The 17,157-nt window shown below is 70.2% G+C and carries 20 protein-coding genes; 8 read left to right on the top strand and 12 right to left on the bottom strand.

The features are described from left to right. The first annotated feature begins 190 nt into the window (after nucleotides 1-190). Nucleotides 191-796, top strand: coding sequence for a GPP34 family phosphoprotein (locus ACFYW9_RS03915; protein WP_351860639.1), 606 nt, complete (start codon nucleotides 191-193; stop codon nucleotides 794-796). A gap of 283 nt (nucleotides 797-1,079) precedes the next feature. Here ACFYW9_RS03915 and ACFYW9_RS03910 read toward each other — a convergent pair whose 3' ends face one another. Continuing rightward, on the bottom strand, nucleotides 1,080-2,234 hold the full coding sequence (locus ACFYW9_RS03910) for a hypothetical protein (protein WP_389144342.1): 1,155 nt from the start codon (nucleotides 2,232-2,234) through the stop codon (nucleotides 1,080-1,082). Between the two features lie 379 nt (nucleotides 2,235-2,613). On the opposite strand from ACFYW9_RS03910, the gene ACFYW9_RS03905 reads away from it, so the two are divergent. The 6 genes from ACFYW9_RS03905 (at nucleotide 2,614) to ACFYW9_RS03880 (ending at nucleotide 10,775) form a co-directional block, all read left to right on the top strand. Continuing rightward, a complete protein-coding gene (locus tag ACFYW9_RS03905) occupies nucleotides 2,614-3,588 on the top strand; it encodes a LacI family DNA-binding transcriptional regulator (protein ID WP_389144787.1) in 975 nt (324 codons plus the stop codon). Nucleotides 3,589-4,162: 574 nt separating this feature from the next. Continuing rightward, nucleotides 4,163-5,473, top strand: coding sequence for an ABC transporter substrate-binding protein (locus tag ACFYW9_RS03900; protein WP_351860633.1), 1,311 nt, complete (start codon nucleotides 4,163-4,165; stop codon nucleotides 5,471-5,473). Nucleotides 5,474-5,481: 8 nt separating this feature from the next. Further along, the gene (locus tag ACFYW9_RS03895; protein WP_351860630.1) at nucleotides 5,482-6,462 is read left to right on the top strand and encodes a sugar ABC transporter permease; all 981 of its coding nucleotides are present in this window, start codon (nucleotides 5,482-5,484) and stop codon (nucleotides 6,460-6,462) included. Next, nucleotides 6,459-7,355: a carbohydrate ABC transporter permease gene (locus ACFYW9_RS03890; RefSeq protein WP_387307967.1), complete on the top strand. Its 897-nt coding sequence runs from the start codon at nucleotides 6,459-6,461 to the stop codon at nucleotides 7,353-7,355. Before ACFYW9_RS03895 ends, ACFYW9_RS03890 begins: the two co-directional genes overlap by 4 nt. Nucleotides 7,356-7,404: 49 nt before the next feature. Next, a complete protein-coding gene (locus ACFYW9_RS03885; protein ID WP_389144337.1) occupies nucleotides 7,405-8,748 on the top strand; it encodes a glycoside hydrolase family 36 protein in 1,344 nt (447 codons plus the stop codon). Then, nucleotides 8,745-10,775 carry a beta-galactosidase gene (locus ACFYW9_RS03880; RefSeq protein WP_389144334.1) on the top strand — a complete coding sequence of 677 codons (2,031 nt, stop codon included), beginning with the start codon at nucleotides 8,745-8,747 and terminating at the stop codon, nucleotides 10,773-10,775. Before ACFYW9_RS03885 ends, ACFYW9_RS03880 begins: the two co-directional genes overlap by 4 nt. Before the next feature lie 101 nt (nucleotides 10,776-10,876). Here ACFYW9_RS03880 and ACFYW9_RS03875 read toward each other — a convergent pair whose 3' ends face one another. The 8 genes from ACFYW9_RS03875 to ACFYW9_RS03840 are packed head-to-tail and all read right to left on the bottom strand — an operon-like array spanning nucleotide 10,877 to nucleotide 14,708. Further along, nucleotides 10,877-11,290, bottom strand: coding sequence for a gas vesicle protein K (locus ACFYW9_RS03875; RefSeq protein ID WP_389144331.1), 414 nt, complete (start codon nucleotides 11,288-11,290; stop codon nucleotides 10,877-10,879). Next, complete coding sequence (locus ACFYW9_RS03870) at nucleotides 11,280-11,519, bottom strand: gas vesicle protein (RefSeq protein WP_351860619.1); 240 nt, start codon at nucleotides 11,517-11,519, stop codon at nucleotides 11,280-11,282. Before ACFYW9_RS03870 ends, ACFYW9_RS03875 begins: the two co-directional genes overlap by 11 nt. Continuing rightward, the gene (locus tag ACFYW9_RS03865) at nucleotides 11,516-12,388 is read right to left on the bottom strand and encodes a GvpL/GvpF family gas vesicle protein (protein WP_389144328.1); all 873 of its coding nucleotides are present in this window, start codon (nucleotides 12,386-12,388) and stop codon (nucleotides 11,516-11,518) included. Before ACFYW9_RS03865 ends, ACFYW9_RS03870 begins: the two co-directional genes overlap by 4 nt. Further along, nucleotides 12,369-12,782, bottom strand: coding sequence for a gas vesicle protein (locus ACFYW9_RS03860; RefSeq protein ID WP_389144325.1), 414 nt, complete (start codon nucleotides 12,780-12,782; stop codon nucleotides 12,369-12,371). Before ACFYW9_RS03860 ends, ACFYW9_RS03865 begins: the two co-directional genes overlap by 20 nt. A gap of 58 nt (nucleotides 12,783-12,840) precedes the next feature. Next, the gene (locus ACFYW9_RS03855) at nucleotides 12,841-13,092 is read right to left on the bottom strand and encodes a gas vesicle protein GvpG (protein WP_389144322.1); all 252 of its coding nucleotides are present in this window, start codon (nucleotides 13,090-13,092) and stop codon (nucleotides 12,841-12,843) included. 10 nt (nucleotides 13,093-13,102) lie between these two features. After that, a complete protein-coding gene (locus ACFYW9_RS03850) occupies nucleotides 13,103-13,816 on the bottom strand; it encodes a GvpL/GvpF family gas vesicle protein (protein WP_389144319.1) in 714 nt (237 codons plus the stop codon). 3 nt (nucleotides 13,817-13,819) lie between these two features. Then, a complete protein-coding gene (locus ACFYW9_RS03845) occupies nucleotides 13,820-14,329 on the bottom strand; it encodes a gas vesicle structural protein GvpA (protein WP_389144316.1) in 510 nt (169 codons plus the stop codon). Nucleotides 14,330-14,357: 28 nt separating this feature from the next. Then, nucleotides 14,358-14,708, bottom strand: coding sequence for a gas vesicle protein (locus ACFYW9_RS03840; protein WP_389144313.1), 351 nt, complete (start codon nucleotides 14,706-14,708; stop codon nucleotides 14,358-14,360). A gap of 166 nt (nucleotides 14,709-14,874) precedes the next feature. Between ACFYW9_RS03840 and ACFYW9_RS03835 the strand changes: the two genes are divergently transcribed. Beyond that, nucleotides 14,875-15,369 carry a hypothetical protein gene (locus tag ACFYW9_RS03835; RefSeq protein WP_389144311.1) on the top strand — a complete coding sequence of 165 codons (495 nt, stop codon included), beginning with the start codon at nucleotides 14,875-14,877 and terminating at the stop codon, nucleotides 15,367-15,369. Between the two features lie 94 nt (nucleotides 15,370-15,463). Here the strand turns inward: ACFYW9_RS03835 and ACFYW9_RS03830 are convergent, their stop codons facing one another. From ACFYW9_RS03830 to ACFYW9_RS03820, 3 genes are all read right to left on the bottom strand, one after another. Further along, complete coding sequence (locus ACFYW9_RS03830) at nucleotides 15,464-15,832, bottom strand: low affinity iron permease family protein (RefSeq protein ID WP_389144309.1); 369 nt, start codon at nucleotides 15,830-15,832, stop codon at nucleotides 15,464-15,466. A 2-nt stretch (nucleotides 15,833-15,834) separates the two neighbouring features. Further along, the gene (locus ACFYW9_RS03825) at nucleotides 15,835-16,014 is read right to left on the bottom strand and encodes a CsbD family protein (protein WP_389144307.1); all 180 of its coding nucleotides are present in this window, start codon (nucleotides 16,012-16,014) and stop codon (nucleotides 15,835-15,837) included. A gap of 464 nt (nucleotides 16,015-16,478) precedes the next feature. Beyond that, complete coding sequence (locus ACFYW9_RS03820; RefSeq protein WP_389144305.1) at nucleotides 16,479-17,015, bottom strand: DUF5709 domain-containing protein; 537 nt, start codon at nucleotides 17,013-17,015, stop codon at nucleotides 16,479-16,481. Between the last annotated feature and the right edge of the window lie 142 nt (nucleotides 17,016-17,157).

The raw sequence follows: 17,157 nt of genomic DNA, 5'->3' as shown, positions 1-17,157 counted from the left end.
ACCGGTCCGGCGGACGCATCGCGCGTCGGCCGGACCGGCCGCGCGTGATGTGTGCCGGGAGTTACGATCACGATCGTGACGTGCCCTTCCTCCGCGGACGACGGATCGCCCGCGGAGGGTGGTGCGGTGGACACGCTGGATCCGATGCGTGAGGGTCGCGCCGGGCGAAGTACTCCGAAGGGAGCCGTTCGTGACCACGGCCAGGGACTTGTTCATCATCACGATGGACAAGGAGCCGGAACGTAATGTCGGGCAGGGCGATCTGTCGCTCGCCCTCGCCGGAGCCGAGGTGATCGATCTTCTCGCCGGTGAGGTCATCACGCTGGACGGTGACCGGATGACACCGGCGAGGCAGCCCGCGACGGACGACCGTCTTCTGGGCGAGGCGGCGTCCTCGCTCGTGCGGCAGGTCCCGTACGAGCGGGTCGAGGACTGGCTCTGGCGCAGGGGCCGCGATCTGGCCAAGGCCTATCAGGCAGACCTCGAACAGGCGGGCCAGCTCACCCGGCAACGGCGGAGCCGACTGCCGTTCGGCGGTGAGCGCATGGAACTGGTGGACTCACCGGCCCGCAGCCGGGCGATGCATCGCTGGGCGGCGGACGAGCCCGTCCTCGCCGCGCTCGCCGACGTGGTCGGAATCCCCGCCGAGGAGAGCGATGACAGCTCGACGGTCGAGGACGAGGCGGTGACGACCGTCCTGGTCGCCGTGCACGACGCGGTGATGGAACTGGAAGCCGTCCGCCAGCGCCGGGCCATCGAGAACGCGGCCTTCGCCAACATCTGGCGCGGAGCCTGACGGAACCCGTGCCAGGGGCGGCCTCCCGGGCGACGGACAGCCTCGCCGACGCGAGCGGCCCGTCGTCCGACGGCCGCGAGCGGCCCGCCCCGGCGGTGCGTGCGCCGACCCCGGCGGTGCGTGCGCCGACCCCGGCGGTGCGTGCGCCCGCCCCGGCAGTGCGCGGGCCGGGTCCGCCGCGACGAGCGCCGGGTGTGAACGGGGGAGGGGGCGTGGGCCGCGGGGTGTGATCGGTGAGGGGCGTGGGGGAGTGGCGGACACGCCGTTTCCCCCACGCCGGAGGTCACTCGGAAGCCTCGCGGGCCCGCCGCTCGCTCTCACGTGCCTCCTGGAGGTGGGCGTCGACGCGTTGTGCCCGTCGGGGCAGCAGCGAGTCCGTGACGCGCTGAAGCGTCTTCGCCAGTGGGTGCTTGTCCTGCCCCTGAGCGGAACCCCGCGCGGCGGACGCGGCGTCGCGGTACTCGGCCATCTCGGAGAGCGCCGCGTGCGCGAGCTCGGTCGCCTCGCGGTACAGGTCGCGCGACTTCGTCATCGCGTCGAGGGCCTCGGAGTACGAGGCCACCAGAGCGCGTGCGTGCGTGAGTTCCTCTTCGAGGGTCAGCAGACTCCACTCCTCGCGCAGCGCCGTGAAGGCCGCCGCCGCCTCGTCCGGCAGCGGCCAGGGAAGCGCCGCGAACTGTACGACCTTGTCGAGGAGTTCCGTCGGTTCGGAGCCGTCGAGGAAGACGCTGCGCACCCTGAACGCCTGCTCGTCGAACCCGGTCCGGGCGGGGGTGCCGGACAGGATGACGGCGCCGCCGCGCGGCACGGACGTCCCGAGGTCGCCGAGCGCCCAGTTGACGGCGTGGAACTGCTCGGGCGTGGCCCGGTGTTCCACCACGCGGTGCCGCAGCGCGGGCGGCAGCAGCCGGACCAGCGGGAGGCGGCCCTCGGCGTCGGGGGTCATGGCCTCGTGCACGACGACGTTGATGCTCCAGCTGTGCCGGGCGATGTCCTTGAGCAGGCGGCGCAGCGCCGCGTCGTCCTTCGGCAGCGGGTTGATGTCCTGGAGCAGCAGCCCTGCCGCGGCGTCACGGTCCCAGGAGAGGTCGCTCCGCTCGGGCCAGAGCAGGGCGGCGGGGGAGGGCCACCCGGGATCCCAGGGCCGCTCGGCCTCGGCCGCGAGTGTCCAGCGCCGTTCGCCGTCCGCCTGAGCACGTCCGTCGGTGGTGAGCCGCGCCCGTACGGTCACGTCGCCGTCGACGAACCAGCGCGCCTCGAAGACGTGCCCGTCCGGCGTCGTGTCGTTCTCCTTCTCCAGGAAGTCCTGGATCCTTTCACTGTTCTTCAGTTCCCGCAGGTGCTCCCGGAGAGCCGTCTGAGGGGCGGGACCGGTATGGCGCCCGGCGGCCAGCCAGACCGTTTCCGGGGCGGTGAGACGCTCTGAGGACTTCGGCATGAGTCACTTTGCTGGTGGGGTGCGGTGTGCCCTCCCAGTATGGTCACCTTTGGCCGAGAGCCGGGAGGCGAGGCCCCTTGGGATCACAGACCTCCGCCATCGGGTGACTATGCACGTTTCGTTGACGATTGACCGTATTGGGGTCATCGCGAAGAAAACGAGCGGCCCCGGGTGCGGGGGCGGCCTGCGGGGGTGGCCCGTGCCGCCGGGGTCGCGACGTACGTCCCCGGGCGCGGCGACGACGGGCGTCCGGTCCGCGGAGGGTGCGGACCTGCGAGGACGCGATGCGGGTCGTGAACGGCCGGAACCCGTCGGCCGGCGGGCGCCGGTAGGGTTGCGGTCGGAGAAGGGGCGGACGCGGATGCGGCAGCGGGTGACCATGAGTGACGTGGCGCGAGCCGCGGGAGTCTCGTCCGCCACCGTCTCGTATGTGCTGAGCGGAAAACGGCCGGTCACGGAGGAAACGCGCAAAGCGGTCGAATCGGCCATCGAGCGGCTCGGCTTCACCCTCAACCCCGTTGCCCGGAGCCTTCGTACGGGCAAGTCCACCATGGTCGCCCTCGTCGTACCGGACATCGCGAACCCCTTCTACGCGCTGCTCGCCCGCTCGATCCAGGACGAGCTGCGCGGCCGGGGCTACCACGTGCTGGTCAGCAGTACGGGAGCGCGGCGGGACGAGGAGGAGGCGCTGCTGCACGAAGCGGTGCACCAGAGGTTCGCCGGTGTGGTGATGACACCGTTCCGGCTCGCCACCGACGCCTTCGACGTGCTGCGCGCCGCCGGGATCCCGGCGGTGGTCAGCGCCGACGTCCCGTTCGGTGACGTCGACCTGGTGACTCCCGACGCCGACGACGCGGTCCGTGCGGCGCTGGCGCACGTGGCGGCCACCGGCCGGCGGCGCATCGGTGTGCTCGCCGGGCCGCTGGACGCCGCCGGCGGTGATCCGCGCCTGGAACGTGTACGGGAGCACGCGGCCGAGGCGGGGCTGCGCATCGCCCGGGAGCACATCGTCCACGGCGAGCACACGCGCGAGGCGGGGGCGGAGGGCTTCGAACGGCTGATGCGCGCGCGGCTCCGGCCCGAGGCGGTGCTGTGCGGCAACGACATCACGGCCGTCGGCGCCATGGACACGGCCGAGCGTCTGGGGCTCGACATCCCCGGCGATGTGTCGCTGGTGGGGCACGACGACATCGAGTTCGCCTCGCTCGTCCGCCCGCGTCTGACGACCATCCGCTACCCGGCGCGCGAGGTCGGCCGCGTCGCGGCCGGGCTCCTGCTGGAGCAGATCGACGGTCGGACGCGGCGCAGGACCGTGCGGGTCGGCACGACGTTCGTGGCGCGCGCGTCGGTCTGACGGCCGCGGCCTCCCCGACCGCGCGCGGCCGTCCGAAAGCGGTGAACCGCCGTCTCCGGCACGCCTGTTCCTCTGTACGCCTTTGCCGGATCGATAGTCGAGGCCTGTGGCGTAATCGATTACGTTGCGCGAGACTGAGGGGCGGCCGAACGCCGACCGGGGGTCCGTAGCCCCCTGACTCGTCATCAGTCTGCCGCATTTGGCAGGGAATGGTCCGCTCGCCGGTTTGCGCTGCCTGTAAACAAATTCAATCAGCGACTGTTTGCTTTTGGGTGGCTGCGTCGCGAAAGCCAACATCGTCGATGCGGTCGTGCGGCCCGTCGTGTGCGGTTCGCGGACCGGGCGAGGTGATGGGCCCGACGGCCGGTTCCGGTCGGGCTCGCCCCTTTTCCGAGGCCCGTGTGGGTGGTCCGTGGTGTGTCGGTCACGTTTCGGGCAAGGCGCGTGCGAGGTCTTGACGCCGTGCCGACATGAGGCTGTCATTACGCCCACGTTGTTCGGTCAGGTTGGTTTCTGATCGATTTCCGGCCTCCCCGCCGTCCAGCCTGACCGAACCCTGCCCTCAGGAGCCGTCATGCACCTTCCCCTCTCGGGTCTGTCCGCCCCGACGCCCAGCCGTCGCACCCTCATCCGTGGAATCGGCGGCGCGGTCGCCCTCGGCGCGGGCGTACCCCTGCTGAGCGCCTGCGGCGGCAGCGGCACGGCGTCGGACCCCAAGACGGTCACCGTCGGCTCCAACGCGTCCGACGCCGTGCCGAAGAAGGCCTTCGCCGACGTCTACGCGGACTTCAAGAAGCGGTCCGGCATCACGGTCGACGTCAACACGAAGGACCACAACACCTTCCAGGAGCAGATCAACTCGTATCTGCAGGGCACGCCCGACGACGTGTTCAACTGGTTCGCCGGGTACCGGATGCAGTTCTTCGCGGCCAAGAAGCTCGCCTCCCCGATCGACGACGTGTGGGCGAAGATCGGGGACAACTTCCCCGAGGCGATGAAGAAGCTCAGCAAGGGCGAGGACGGCAAGTACTACTTCGTCCCGATGACCACGTACCCGTGGGCCGTCTTCTACCGCAAGAGCGTGTTCCGGCAGTACGGCTACGAGGTCCCCGCCACCTGGGACGAACTGATCGCCCTGTGCAAGCGGATGAGGAAGGACAAGCTGGTCCCCATCGCCTTCGGGGACAAGGACGCCTGGCCCGCGATGGGCACCTTCGACCAGATCAACTTCCGTCTCAACGGCTACGACTTCCACGTCCAGCTCATGGCCGGCAAGGCTTCCTGGACCGACGCCAAGGTCAAGGCCACCTTCGACCACTGGGCCGAACTCCTCCCGTACCACCAGGACGGCTTCATGGGCCGCACCTGGCAGGACGCCGCGCAGACGCTGGTCGCCAAGAAGGCCGGCATGTACCTCCTCGGCACCTTCGTGGCCCAGCAGTTCACCAAGAAGGAAGACCTGGACGACCTCGACTTCTTCCCCTTCCCGGAGATCGACTCCGCGTACGGCCAGGACACCGTGGAGGCGCCCACCGACGGCCTCATGGTCAGCAAGGCCCCCAAGAACCACGCCGGAGTCCTCAAGCTGCTGGAGTACATGGGCAGCCCGGCCGCGGAGGAGCTCTACCTCAAGGGCGACCCGAGCGTCGTGGCCGCTTCCAGCAAGGCCGACACCTCCGCGTACTCGGCGCTCCAGAAGAAGGCGTTCGACATGATCGGCGGCGCCAAGACCCTGACGCAGTTCATGGACCGCGACTCCCGGCCGGACTTCACCGCGACGGTGATGCAGCCCGGACTCCAGAAGTTCCTCCAGAACCCCAAGGGCGTGGACGGCCTGCTGGCGTCGATCGAGCGCCAGAAGAAGCAGATCTTCGCGACCTCGTGAACGACATCATGACCACCGACACCACGACGAAGTCCCCGGAGGCGGCCACCGAGCCGCCCCGGGGCGCCGCCTCCGCGCCGAAGCGGGCCGCACGTGGCAAGCGCCGCCTGCTGACCCGCCGCGACCGGTTCACCCTCGCCCTCATGGCGGGCGTGCCCACGGTCCTGCACGTGGCCCTGGTCTGGGTCACCGCCCTCGCCTCCATCGCGCTCGCCTTCACGACCTGGGACGGCATCGGGTTCGACTCGATCAGATGGGTCGGCCTCCAGAACTTCGAGCAGCTCTTCAACGACAACCCGCAGTTCTGGCCCGCCGTCCAGCACAACATCGTCTGGTTCGCCGTCCTCATCCTGATCCCGACGCCACTCGGCCTCTTCCTCGCCGTCCAGCTCGACAAGAGGATCCGCTTCAGCCGCGTCTACCAGACCGCGTTCTTCCTGCCGGTCGTCATCTCGATGGCCTGCATCGGCTTCGTCTGGCAGCTCGTCTACAACCCGGACACGGGCCTGATCAACAGCCTCATCGGCGCCAACACGCCCGGCCACTACATCGACTGGATCGGCGACCCCGACCTCAATCTGTGGGCCGTCCTCGTCGCGGCCTCCTGGCGGCACACCGGCTACATGATGATCCTGTACCTGGCCGGCCTCAAGGGCGTCGACCCCTCCCTCAGGGAGGCCTCCGCCCTGGACGGCGCCAACGAGTGGCAGACGTTCAAGAACGTCGTCTTCCCCACGCTGCGCCCCACCAACACCGTCGTGCTGGTCGTCACCATCATCGAGGCCCTGCGCGCCTTCGACCTCGTCTTCGTCTTCAACAAGGGTGCCCAGGGGACCGAGTTGCTCTCGATCCTGGTGACCAACAACATCATCGGCGAGTCGAGCCGCATCGGTTACGGCTCCGCGATCGCCGTGGTCCTGCTGGTCATCTCACTCGTCGTGATCGTCCCGTACCTGGTGGCCACCTTCCGGAAGGAGCGGCGATCGTGAGCGCCCCCACCCTCGCGGCCGGCGCGCGCAAGCGGCGCGCGCCCGTCCGCCCCGCCCGCGTGCTGCTGCACGTCTTCCTCGCCGGTACCGCCCTGGCCTGGCTCGCCCCGCTGCTGTGGGCGGTCTTCTCGGCCCTGCGCCCGTACGGCGAGACCAGCGACAAGGGCTATGTGTCCTGGCCGGACACGCTGAACCTCGACAACTTCACGAACGCCTTCGAGCAGTCGGACATGACGCACTACTTCGTCAACACGCTGCTGATCGCGGTGCCGGCCGTGCTGCTCACCCTGTTCCTGTCCTCGATGGTCGCCTTCTACGTCAGCCGCTTCGACTTCCGCCTCAACCTCGCGCTGCTGCTGGTCTTCACGGCGGGCAACCTGCTTCCGCAGCAGGTCATCATCACCCCGCTGTACCGGATGTACCTGCTGACCGACCTGCCCGGCATCACGGAGAGCGGCAAGCTGTACGACTCCGCGCTCGGTCTGGTGCTGATCCACGTGGCCTTCCAGTCCGGGTTCTGCGCGTTCGTGCTGAGCAACTACATGCGCTCCCTGCCGGACGAACTGACCGAGGCCGCGCTCGTGGACGGAGCCTCGGTGTGGCGGCTGTACTGGCAGATCACCCTGCCGCTGTGCAAGCCCGCGATGGCGGCCCTCGCGACCCTGCTGTCGATCTGGATCTACAACGACTTCTTCTGGGCCCTCGTCCTGATCTCGACCGGCGAGAACATGCCCATCACCTCGGCCCTGAACAACCTCTCCGGCCAGTACTTCACGGACCCCAACCTGGTCGCCGCCGGCGCTCTGCTCACCGCGATCCCCACACTCGTCGTGTACTTCGCGCTCCAGCGGCAGTTCGTCAGCGGTCTGACCCTCGGCGCCAACAAGAGCTGAGACGACACCACCCGAAAGACTCGGGCGGCTCCACGTGAAAGAGACCGACGTGCCCCAAGCCTTCACCCCCGTAGCCTCCGTACCCGTGGACCCGCGCACCGCACGGGTCCACGAGGAGGGCTGGCAGTCCTGGAGCCCCAGCGGTTCCTACGCCCTCGACGACACCCCCTACCGCCCGGCGAACGCCAACTGGGCGACCGTCTGCTACCGGCCCGGCCGCACCGCGCCGCCCGGGACCTTCCAGGGCGAGGGACTGCTCGCTCTGGACCCCGGCGACGGCTCCCCGGTCCGGCTGTGGGCGGCGCCCGACCCGGCCGCCCAGGTCCCCTCGATCCGGCTGGCCGTCCACGACGGCCGTGCCGGGATCAGCGCCGACGGCCCGGTCACCGAGTCCTCGTACTCCGGACCGGACGGCATCCAGGGCGCGCTCGCCGCCTGGGCCGACGCCCTCGCGACCCCCGCCCCACGGCCGGCACCCACGGTGTGGTGTTCCTGGTACGAGTACTTCACCGCCGTCACCGAGGACGACATCCACGAGAACCTCCGCGCCATGGACACCCTCGACCTCCCCGTCGACGTCGTCCAGATCGACGACGGCTACCAGAGCGCACTCGGCGACTGGCTCACCCTCTCCGGCCGCTTCCGCTCCCGCGCGGCCCTCGCCGAAGCCATCCGCGCGCGCGGCCGGCGCGCGGGAATCTGGACCGCGCCGTTCCTCGTCGCGCCGCACAGCGAACTCGCCGGCCGGCACCCCGACTGGCTGGTCCGCGACCCCGCGGGCGCACCCCTGCACGCGGGCCACAACTGGAACCACGACCTGTACGCCCTCGACGTCACCCACCCCGAGGCCCGGTCCTACCTGACCGACGTCTACGCCACCCTGCGCGCCGAGGGATACGACTACTTCAAGACCGACTTCCTCTACGCGGGCGCCCTGGACGGCGCCCGGCACTCCGGAGCCGACGCGCTGACCGCCTACCGCGCCGGAATCGCCCTGATCCGCGAAGCCATCGGCCCCGACGCCCACCTCCTCGGCTGCGGAGCCCCGATCCTCCCGTCCATCGGCCTGTTCGACGCGATGCGGGTCAGCCCCGACACGGCACCGCACCGGCGCCCCGAGGCCGACGACTACAGCCAACCCGGCCAGGACGCCGCCGAGTTCACCGGCACCGGCCGCCAATGGCAGCACCGGCGCCTGTGGATCAACGACCCCGACTGCCTGATGGCCCGGCCCGCCGTCGAGACCCGCGAACGCTGGGCGGCCCATGTCGAGGCCACCGACGGCCTGATGGCCTCCAGCGACCGGCTGCTGTCCCTCGACGAGTGGGGCGTGGCCACCACCCGCCGCCTGCTGTCCCCGGGACACGCGCCGGCCTCGGGAGGAGCCGCATGACCCACGAACGCACCCTGTCCGTCCCCGGCATCGTCTACGGCGGCGACTACAACCCCGAACAGTGGCCCGAGGAGATCTGGGCCGAGGACATGCGCCTGATGCGCGAGGCCGGCGTCACCATGGTCAGCGTCGGCATCTTCTCCTGGGCCCTCATGGAGCCCTCCGAGGGCCGGTACGACTTCACTCGCATGGACCGGATCCTCGACCTCCTCCACGAGAACGGCATCGCCGCCGACCTGGCCACCCCGACGGCCGCTCCGCCCGCCTGGTTCTTCCGGGCACACCCCGAAGCGCTCCCGGCCGACCGCGACGGCCGGACACTGAGCTACGGCAGCAGGCAGACGTTCTGTCCGAGCAGCCCCGCCTACCGCGAGGCCGCCCTGCGCGTCACGACAGCCCTCGCCGAGCGCTACGCCGCCCACCCGGCCGTGGTGATGTGGCACGTCCACAACGAGTACGGCTGCCACAACGCGGCCTGCTACTGCGACACCAGCGCCCGGTCCTTCCGTGGCTGGCTGCGCGCCCGCTACGGCGACGACCTGGCGGCCCTCAACCACGCCTGGGGCACCACGTTCTGGAGCCAGTGGTACCACGACTGGGAGGAGGTCCTGCCGCCCCGCGCCACCGGCGCCGTCCCCAACCCCACGCACCGGCTCGACTGGCGCCGCTTCTGCTCCGACGAACTGCTGTCGCTGTACACGGCGGAGCGGGACGTCCTGCGCGCGGCCGCCCCCTCGACACCGGCCACCACCAACTTCATGGTGATGGACACCTTCGACGCGCTCGACTACTGGCGGTGGGCGCCGGAACTCGACGTCGTCTCCAACGACCACTACCTGATGTCCACCGACCCGGCCTCCGAGATCGACGTCGCGCTCTGCGGCGACCTGACACGGTCGCTGGCCGGCGGACCCTGGCTGCTCATGGAGCACTCCACCGGCGCCGTGAACTGGCAGCCCGTCAACAGAGCCAAGACCCCCGGGGAAATGCGCCGCAACGCCCTCGCCCATGTCGCCCACGGTGCCGACGGCATCGCCTACTTCCAGTGGAGGGCCGCGAGGGCGGGCGCCGAACAGTGGCACTCGGCGATGCTCCCGCACGCGGGCACGGACAGCCGCATCTGGCAGGACGTCGTCCGCCTCGGCGCCGACCTCAGGGCCCTGGCCGAGGTACGCGGCAGCACGGGCACGGCCGAGGTCGCCGTCGTCTGGGACTGGAACGCCCGCTGGGCACTGGAGCTGCCCTCCCAGCCCAGCGGCGACCTCCGGTACAAGGATCTGGTCCGTGCCTGGTACGAGCCGCTGTGGCGCTCCGGCACGGCCGTCGACTTCGTACGCCCGGACGCGGACCTCTCGGCCTACCGCCTGGTCCTCGCCCCGAGCCTCTACCTGGTGGACGAGGCGGGCGCGGCGAACCTGGCCGGCCATGTCGAGCGCGGCGGCACCCTCGCGATCGGCTTCCACAGCGGCGCCGTCGACGAGAACTGCCACGTCAGACCGGGCGGTTACCCGGGAGCGTTCCGCGAGATCCTCGGCATCCGCGGCGACGAACTCTTCCCCCTGCTCCCCGGCGAGTCGGCCGGCCTGACCGGCCAGGTGCCCCCGGGCGCCACGGCCACCCTGTGGTCGGAACGGGTGCGCCTGAACGGCGCCGAGGCGGTCGCCACGTACACGGACGGACCCCTGGCCGGTGTCCCGGCGGTGACGAGGAACACCCACGGACGGGGCACCGCCTGGTACGTGGCGACCCTCCCCGACGCGGACACGCTCACCGCCCTGCTGGACCGCGTCCGCGCCGAGGCGGGGGTCGCCGGCGCCGGTGACCCACCACCGGGAGTCGAGACGGTCCGTCGGCGCGGCCGGGACGCCGACTACGTGTTCCTCATCGACCACGCGGGCCGGGGCGCGGAGATCCCCGTCCCGCCGGGCGCCACCGAACTCCTCACCGGCAAAACCCTGTCGGGCTCGGTGAGGGTCGATCCCGGCGAGATCGCGGTGGTACGGGAGCCGCGTGCGGCGGGCGTGTAGCCGCGGGCGGTGACGGCCGGTGGCGGGGGCGGATCCAGGCCGGCCCCGCCACCGCCCGCCACGCCAGGACGCGGGCCGAGGAGCAGCCGGTGGGTCCCCGGTCAGTCGGGCGGCGGCAGCAGCGGGCCCAGGGGGCCGAGGTCGAGGTTGAGGTCCTCCATGGTCAGACCGTGGGTCGCGCACAGGTCCTTCATCCGGTCGTGCAGGACCATGAGCGTCGCGCCCAGCCGCTCCTCGTCCTCCTCGCTGAGATCACCCTGGTCGACCCGGCGCAGCGCCTGCCGTTCCATGACCTGACGCAGCAGTTCGACCAGCGTCAGAACCAGCCGCAGAAGGTCGCGCTCGACCGTGTCCGGGTCGGTGCTGATCCGCCTGGCCGCGGCACGGCCCCGCGCACCCGGCCGTGGCCGGTCCGAGGGCTCGGCCGGCAGCAGCCGGAAAGCCCGTGCCGCGGCCTCGGCCGCCTCTTCCAGGGGATCCGCGGCGCCCGGGGTGCCGTCGTCGTCAGCCGTCATCTCCGCCTCGCGGGGGAGCGGACTGTTCCCAGGGTGACGGGTTCTCCGCGCTGACGGACACGATCAGGGCGCGCAGCGAGATCCGCACGAGATCGATGTCGGCGACGGACAGCACCACGTCACCGGTCAGGACCACTCCTCCGGCGAGCAGCCGGTCCAGCAGGTCGACGAGCGCGACCTGACGGTCCGGCAGCGGTTCCAGAGCGGTCGGACGGCCGGGCCCGGTCATGGCCCGGCACCCCGGACCGAGTCGTCCCCGCCGTCCGTGCCGCCGGGGTCGTCCGTGTCGTTCACGGGCATCGCGAAGGAGTACGGCGCCCACGGGCCCGTGACCTCGACGCGGATCCCCGCCAGCCCCTGCCCCGCGCGGGCGGCCTCGGTGCGGAAGGCCTCGCCGCGCCCGCGGGGCACCAGAAAGGCGTCGTTGAACACGTTCTCGCCCGCGTCGCCGGCCAGGGCGCCCTGCTGGGGCCGGTGCGCCGCCCGGTCGGTCGCGTACGCGCGTGCCACGTTCCCCACACGCTCGGCCGCCTCCTGGGCCGCTCGGTGGACGGCCTCCCGGTCGCCGCGCTGTCGTCTTCGGGCACTCAGGTAGGCCCGCCCCGGCGAGATGTCCGCGGACGGGACGGATTCCGGGGCCGCGGGGGTGGGAGGGGCGGTCGCCTCGACATAGATCTTCACCCCCCATTCGACCTGGTCGGCCAGGTGGTCCAGGCGCTCGGCGAACACCCGTACCGCGGAGCGCAGCATGTCGCGCGCGCTGCCGTCGTCGAGGTAGACGGTCGCGAGCCGCAGCGGCAGCGCCGGGGCGAGGGCCGCGACTTCCTCGACGATCGCGTGGTGCGCCCGTGCGACCGCCTCCAGCCAGTCCAGGTCCTCCAGGTGCCGTCTGAGTCCCTCCTCACGGAAGTCCGCCGCCGGCACCGGGCTCACCACGAGAACGATGTCCGCGTCGCCGTGCTCCTTCCCGCTTTCGGCGATCAGGTGCACCGGGGCACCGGCCACTCCCGTGAGCCCGGTGAGGGACCGTGGCAGATCCGGGTGCGCGCGTGCCACGACGTACGCGTAGGTGACCGTTTCACTCGTACTCGTCGTCATCGCGATCAGCTCTTCGGCGGGTGGTGCCGTGCGGTTCCGCGTCCACCTCGGGGATGTCCCTGTCCCGGCGCAGAGCGTTCAACTCGGCGCGCAGCCTGCGGTTCTGTTCGGCCAGCGATCGCTCGTCCCCGGCGCTCGACGTGAGGGAGGGATCGTGTTCCCACCAGTCGATGCCCATTTCCCTGGCTTTGTCGACCGAGGCTACGAGCAACCGGATCTTGATGGTGAGCAGTTCGATGTCGAGGAGGTTGATCCGGATGTCGCCCGCGATCACGATGCCTTTGTCGAGGACGCGTTCCAGGATGTCGGCGAGACTGGCGGAGGAGCCCTGCGCGTACGGCGGAGCGGCTCGGGACGGATAGTCGCCCAGGCGGTTGGAGAGCGGTTGACTCACGACGGGGGCCTCGAGTTCTCTCGGATCCGGTCGGGGTTCGTTCGGGTGACCGGGCCGGTCAGGGCGGTCCGCCCTGACCGTGGATCCTGATCTCGTCCAGCCGGTCGAGCAGTTGGTCCTCGATCCGGTCGAACGTCTCCTCGTCGATCTCGCCGGCGATCAACTCTCTTTCCAGTTCGGCGAGTTGGAGCCGTATCGGCGCCGGGTCGTAGTACTCGTCCTCCGCGGCCTCCAGGACCTTGTCCATCACCCAGGAGACTCCGCGCACGGGTGCCAGGGGAAGCATGACGATTTCTGTGAACAGTCCCATGACGTCTCCATCAGCTGAAGCTGTACGGAGGGAGCGGACCGTTGAGCCGGAATTCGAATCCCTCGCCCATCTGGTGGGCGAGACTCAGCTCCGTGGCGAGGAAGAGTTCGTCCTGCTCGTCGCTCACCAGGAACGAGACGTTGAGGAAGTCCGTTCCGGTGGGCGGAGAGGAGTCGATCTCCCGGGCGAACGGGCGGAGCGCCTCGATCACGCCGGAGGCCAGTGCCTCCTGGCGGGTCCGGACCTCGTTGGCGACCAACTCGCCGAGCCGCACGGGCGTGTCGGGGGCCGCCGTGCCGGCGCGGATGTCGTCGTTGAGCTGCCGGGCCGTCTCCGACTGCGTGAGGATCTCCCGCAGCAGCATCTCCTCGTCCTGCGACGCCTTCAGGTTGTACTCGGCGCAGCCCTCCAACAGGCGCAGGCGTTCGGCGTACTCGTCGCCGCGTTCCTCCAGCGCCTGCCGGACCGTGTCCTCGTCCGGGGCGGTGTAGCCGAACCTGAGGGGCAGCACGGTGCCGTCCGCCAGCAGACGCTGCTGGACCTCCTGGTGACGGCCGATGTCCCGGCGTTTGGGGCGCAGTTCCTCCGGCGCGTCGCTCACGACCGCGCAGAGCGGGCCCGCGGTCACGGTGCGCAGCGAGGAGGGCGAGGCGCCGACCCCGTCGAGACCGTCGAGGCGCAGTGGATGGTCCTTGAACGTGATCGAGTAGATGTATACCGCCATGGCTCATTCCTCCGCGCGAGACGCGCTTCTCTCCCGCCGGGGGGAGCGCCGGGCCGGCCGCCGCCGTCGCTGCACCGGCTCTTCCTCCGTCTCCTCTTCTTCCGGCTCCTCTGCTTCCTCCGACTCGTCCTCCTCGTCGTCGCTGTCCTTGCCCGTCACTCCCCGGATGGTTTCGGTGACGGCTTCGGCGGCGCCGCTGAGGGCTCCCTTGGACTTGCCCTTCGCGCCGGATTCCAGGGTGTCGCCGACGATGTCGGTGAGCTTGGACGGTGCCTTGTTGCCGGATTCCAGGTCGAGGCGGTTGCACGCCTCGGCGAAGCGCAAATAGGTGTCGACGCTGGCCACGACGATGCGTATATCGATCTTCAGGATCTCGATGCCCACGAGGGATACACGGATGAAGACGTCGATGACGAGCCCGCGGTCGAGAATGAGTTCCAGAACGTCGTAGAGAGTGCCGGATGATCCGCCGCTCCGGGCGAGATTGCCACTATTCTGCGGCACCATAGTCATGGTGCCTCCCTTCACCGGCTGTGATGTGTCAGCGCCGGTCGATCTGTCCACGTGTATAGCGCCGCTTCCTCTCGTAGGCCACCAGGTCGCCCTCCTTGTCCAGGATCACTCGGTAGGTGGCCATCACGCTGGTGGTCTCGGGGACGCGTTCCAGTTCGAGTACCTCCACATCCGCTTCCCAACCGTCGTCCGTGGGTCTGATCGCGGAAACGGATTCGGGGGCTCGGCCGAGCAACGAGCCGAGTTGCTTCACCGCCGAGCGGATGGCCCGGGCGAGGCCTCCGGAGCGTGATGGGGCCGCACTGTCACCGGCGGGCCGCCGGCGCGCGGTACCGCGGTCGGCGCTCGGCCGCCGTTTGGCGGGTTCTGCTGCGGCCATGGTGTCTCCGGTCATCGAAACGGACGCCGTATTCCCATGTAAATATGCAATCCCATCATATAGGGGTACTTGGAGAGTCAGATGTGGACGGCCTTCTCCGAGCCGGCCCGGTGGAGCACGCGGGTTCAGGGGAGGCGGGGCCGCGTGGTCCGAAGGGAAAAGGCTCATGAACGTGACGACCAAGATTGCTCTGGCCGCGGCTGTCGCCGGGGGCTATCTGCTCGGACGTATGAAGAAGGGCCGCCTCACGTTCGCGGTGGCCACGTATCTCGCCGGGCGCCGATTCGGGCTCGACCCTCAGCAGTTGGCCACGGAAGGGCTCAAGCGGCTCTCGGAGGTTCCGGCTGTGGCGGAGCTCCAGGAACGGGTACGGGGCGAACTGATGAACGCCGGCCACCAGGCCCTGACGGCTCCTGCTGTGGCCGAGAAGACGCCGACTGAGAAGACGCCTGCCGAGAAGACGCCTGCCACGAAGGCGACAGCCAAGAAGACCCCGCCCCCGGCGAAGAAGACGGCAGCGAAGAAGACGGCGACCAAGAAGACCGCGGCGAAGAAGACCGCGGCTGAGAAGACCGCGGCTGAGAGGGCCCCCGCGAAGAAGACCCCCGCGAAGAGATCTTCGTCCAGGGCGGCCAAGGGTACTTCCGGACGCCGGAGATAGGCCATGGCCACCAAGGAACGCGGCTGGACTTCGGGAATTTCCGGCGCCGGGAATTTCCGGCGCCACGTCACGCTCACCGGCTGACGAAGCCCCGTCAGGTCTCCTCCTCCATGCGGATCACCCGCCTGAGATCCTCATGCGCCTTGCCGGGGGTACCTTCCTGCGCCTCCAGCAGTGCCGAGGCGATGGCGTCCAGCTTGCGCTGGATCGCCCGCTCGGACCGTAGCTCGGAGTTCTTCAGCAGTGCCAGGAGCAGCAGCGTCACCGCGGTCATCGCGTCGCCGGCGAGAAGGAGCCATTCTCCGGCGAGGCCGGCGATGTGGACGGCGACCGTCAGGGCGACCAGTCCGACGCAGAACGCGAAGAAGACGGGCGAGCTGGTGAACCTCGACCCGGACTCGGCGAGTCGCTCGAATCCGCCGCGTTCGTCGCCACCGCGGTCGGCGGGGTGCTGAAAGGCCATGGTCAGTGCTTGGTCCACTGACGCGCCCGTGCCGTGGCCTTCTCCGTCATCTCCTGTGCCTTGCCCCGCAGTTGCTCACGCCGGCCCGCCCTCTGGACCGACGTGTCGCCCAGCGCCTTCCCGACGGACTCCTTCACCTTGCCCTTGATCTGCTTGGCCTTCGCGTTGCCCTGGAACATCATCGCCACCGTCCTTCGGGTGCGCGCCGTGCCGCGACGCGGCGGGTCGCTCGTCCCCTTCTCACCGTGTGACCTGGCGGGCGGCACCGCAAACCGGCCACGTCGGCCACCTCGTGCTGCCCGGCCGGTTTCCCCGCGCGCCGGAGGGGGACCCGATGCCGAAAGCCCGGGACCAGCGAAAGGGACCGGATCCGATGGAGCCGGACGCGGTGGGAGCCGGGGCCGGACAGAGAAGTGACGAGAAGGAGCCATGGCTGCCGATATCGGGACCAGGAGCACCCAGCGACCGGAGACGGGATGGGCGAAGGCACGTCGTCGGCGGCAGACAGGGCCGAGGACCTGTCTGCCGGCGACGGCCGGCGCGTCGGCCCGCCAGGACCGGACCTCCCCCGAGTGGAACATCGTCAGGGGTGAGGACTGACCGGCCGTCACTTCTCCGTCCGGGGCCGCGCCGTCACGGGTGAGCCTCAGGAGGCGGAGTCCGTCTCGGAGCGCAGCCGGCGGATCTCGTCCTCCGGAGGGCGGCGCAGGCCCTCGTCCACCAGGCGCTCGGGCATGTCGTCGTCCGGGATCAGGTGAACGGCCGCCTGCTCGGCGGGGTCGGGGCCGCCGTCGGCACCGATGTCCTCGGCGATCATGTCGTGCTCGGCGTCCTCATGGGCGCCCACGTCGAGGGCCAGGATCCTTTCCGCGGGATCCGTGTCCACCTCGCCGTCCAGGAGCTCGTCCCCGTCGGCCGTCAGGTCGTCCTCGCCGTCGTCCTCACCGGGGTCCCGCAGGGCCGGATCCGTCCGTTCCTCGGCCAGCTTCTCGTCCAGGCTCTCCCCCTCGCGCTGTTCACGCGCCGTGGTGCCCGGATGGTCCACCGCGAACGGGCGCTCGGGCGGGGACCACCCGTCGTCGAAGGGGTCCGAGCCCCGGTACTCCAGGGTGTCCTCGGGGTCGAGGATGCCTTCGTCCTCGCGTATGTCGGGACCTCCCGGCTGGTAGACCTCATCACCCATGACGCCGTCCTCGCTCTGGCTGCCCAAGATGGGCGCGACCTCCGGACGGATCCGAGTGTCATCGGCCCATGTCTCCAGGCTCACCCAGCACACCGGTTCCGGCATGCCGGAACGGCACGCGATCACAGAGAGTCACCGGTAG

The organism is Streptomyces sp. NPDC002698 (assembly GCF_042888945.1).
Taxonomy (GTDB): domain Bacteria; phylum Actinomycetota; class Actinomycetes; order Streptomycetales; family Streptomycetaceae; genus Streptomyces.
The sequence above is the reverse complement of the archived record's forward strand: the minus strand, read 5'-3'. Positions and strand labels throughout refer to the sequence as shown.

Coding starts and splice junctions, on each gene's coding strand:
- ACFYW9_RS03850 (WP_389144319.1), bottom strand. CDS start 13,816: ATGGCGGTATACATCTACTCGATCACGTTCAAGGACCATCCACTGCGC.
- ACFYW9_RS03835 (WP_389144311.1), top strand. CDS start 14,875: ATGAACGTGACGACCAAGATTGCTCTGGCCGCGGCTGTCGCCGGGGGC.
- ACFYW9_RS03855 (WP_389144322.1), bottom strand. CDS start 13,092: ATGGGACTGTTCACAGAAATCGTCATGCTTCCCCTGGCACCCGTGCGC.
- ACFYW9_RS03895 (WP_351860630.1), top strand. CDS start 5,482: ATGACCACCGACACCACGACGAAGTCCCCGGAGGCGGCCACCGAGCCG.
- ACFYW9_RS03875 (WP_389144331.1), bottom strand. CDS start 11,290: ATGACGGCTGACGACGACGGCACCCCGGGCGCCGCGGATCCCCTGGAA.
- ACFYW9_RS03870 (WP_351860619.1), bottom strand. CDS start 11,519: ATGACCGGGCCCGGCCGTCCGACCGCTCTGGAACCGCTGCCGGACCGT.
- ACFYW9_RS03900 (WP_351860633.1), top strand. CDS start 4,163: ATGCACCTTCCCCTCTCGGGTCTGTCCGCCCCGACGCCCAGCCGTCGC.
- ACFYW9_RS03845 (WP_389144316.1), bottom strand. CDS start 14,329: ATGACTATGGTGCCGCAGAATAGTGGCAATCTCGCCCGGAGCGGCGGA.
- ACFYW9_RS03910 (WP_389144342.1), bottom strand. CDS start 2,234: ATGCCGAAGTCCTCAGAGCGTCTCACCGCCCCGGAAACGGTCTGGCTG.
- ACFYW9_RS03825 (WP_389144307.1), bottom strand. CDS start 16,014: ATGATGTTCCAGGGCAACGCGAAGGCCAAGCAGATCAAGGGCAAGGTG.
- ACFYW9_RS03840 (WP_389144313.1), bottom strand. CDS start 14,708: ATGGCCGCAGCAGAACCCGCCAAACGGCGGCCGAGCGCCGACCGCGGT.
- ACFYW9_RS03830 (WP_389144309.1), bottom strand. CDS start 15,832: ATGGCCTTTCAGCACCCCGCCGACCGCGGTGGCGACGAACGCGGCGGA.
- ACFYW9_RS03820 (WP_389144305.1), bottom strand. CDS start 17,015: ATGGGTGATGAGGTCTACCAGCCGGGAGGTCCCGACATACGCGAGGAC.
- ACFYW9_RS03865 (WP_389144328.1), bottom strand. CDS start 12,388: ATGACGACGAGTACGAGTGAAACGGTCACCTACGCGTACGTCGTGGCA.
- ACFYW9_RS03880 (WP_389144334.1), top strand. CDS start 8,745: ATGACCCACGAACGCACCCTGTCCGTCCCCGGCATCGTCTACGGCGGC.
- ACFYW9_RS03905 (WP_389144787.1), top strand. CDS start 2,614: ATGAGTGACGTGGCGCGAGCCGCGGGAGTCTCGTCCGCCACCGTCTCG.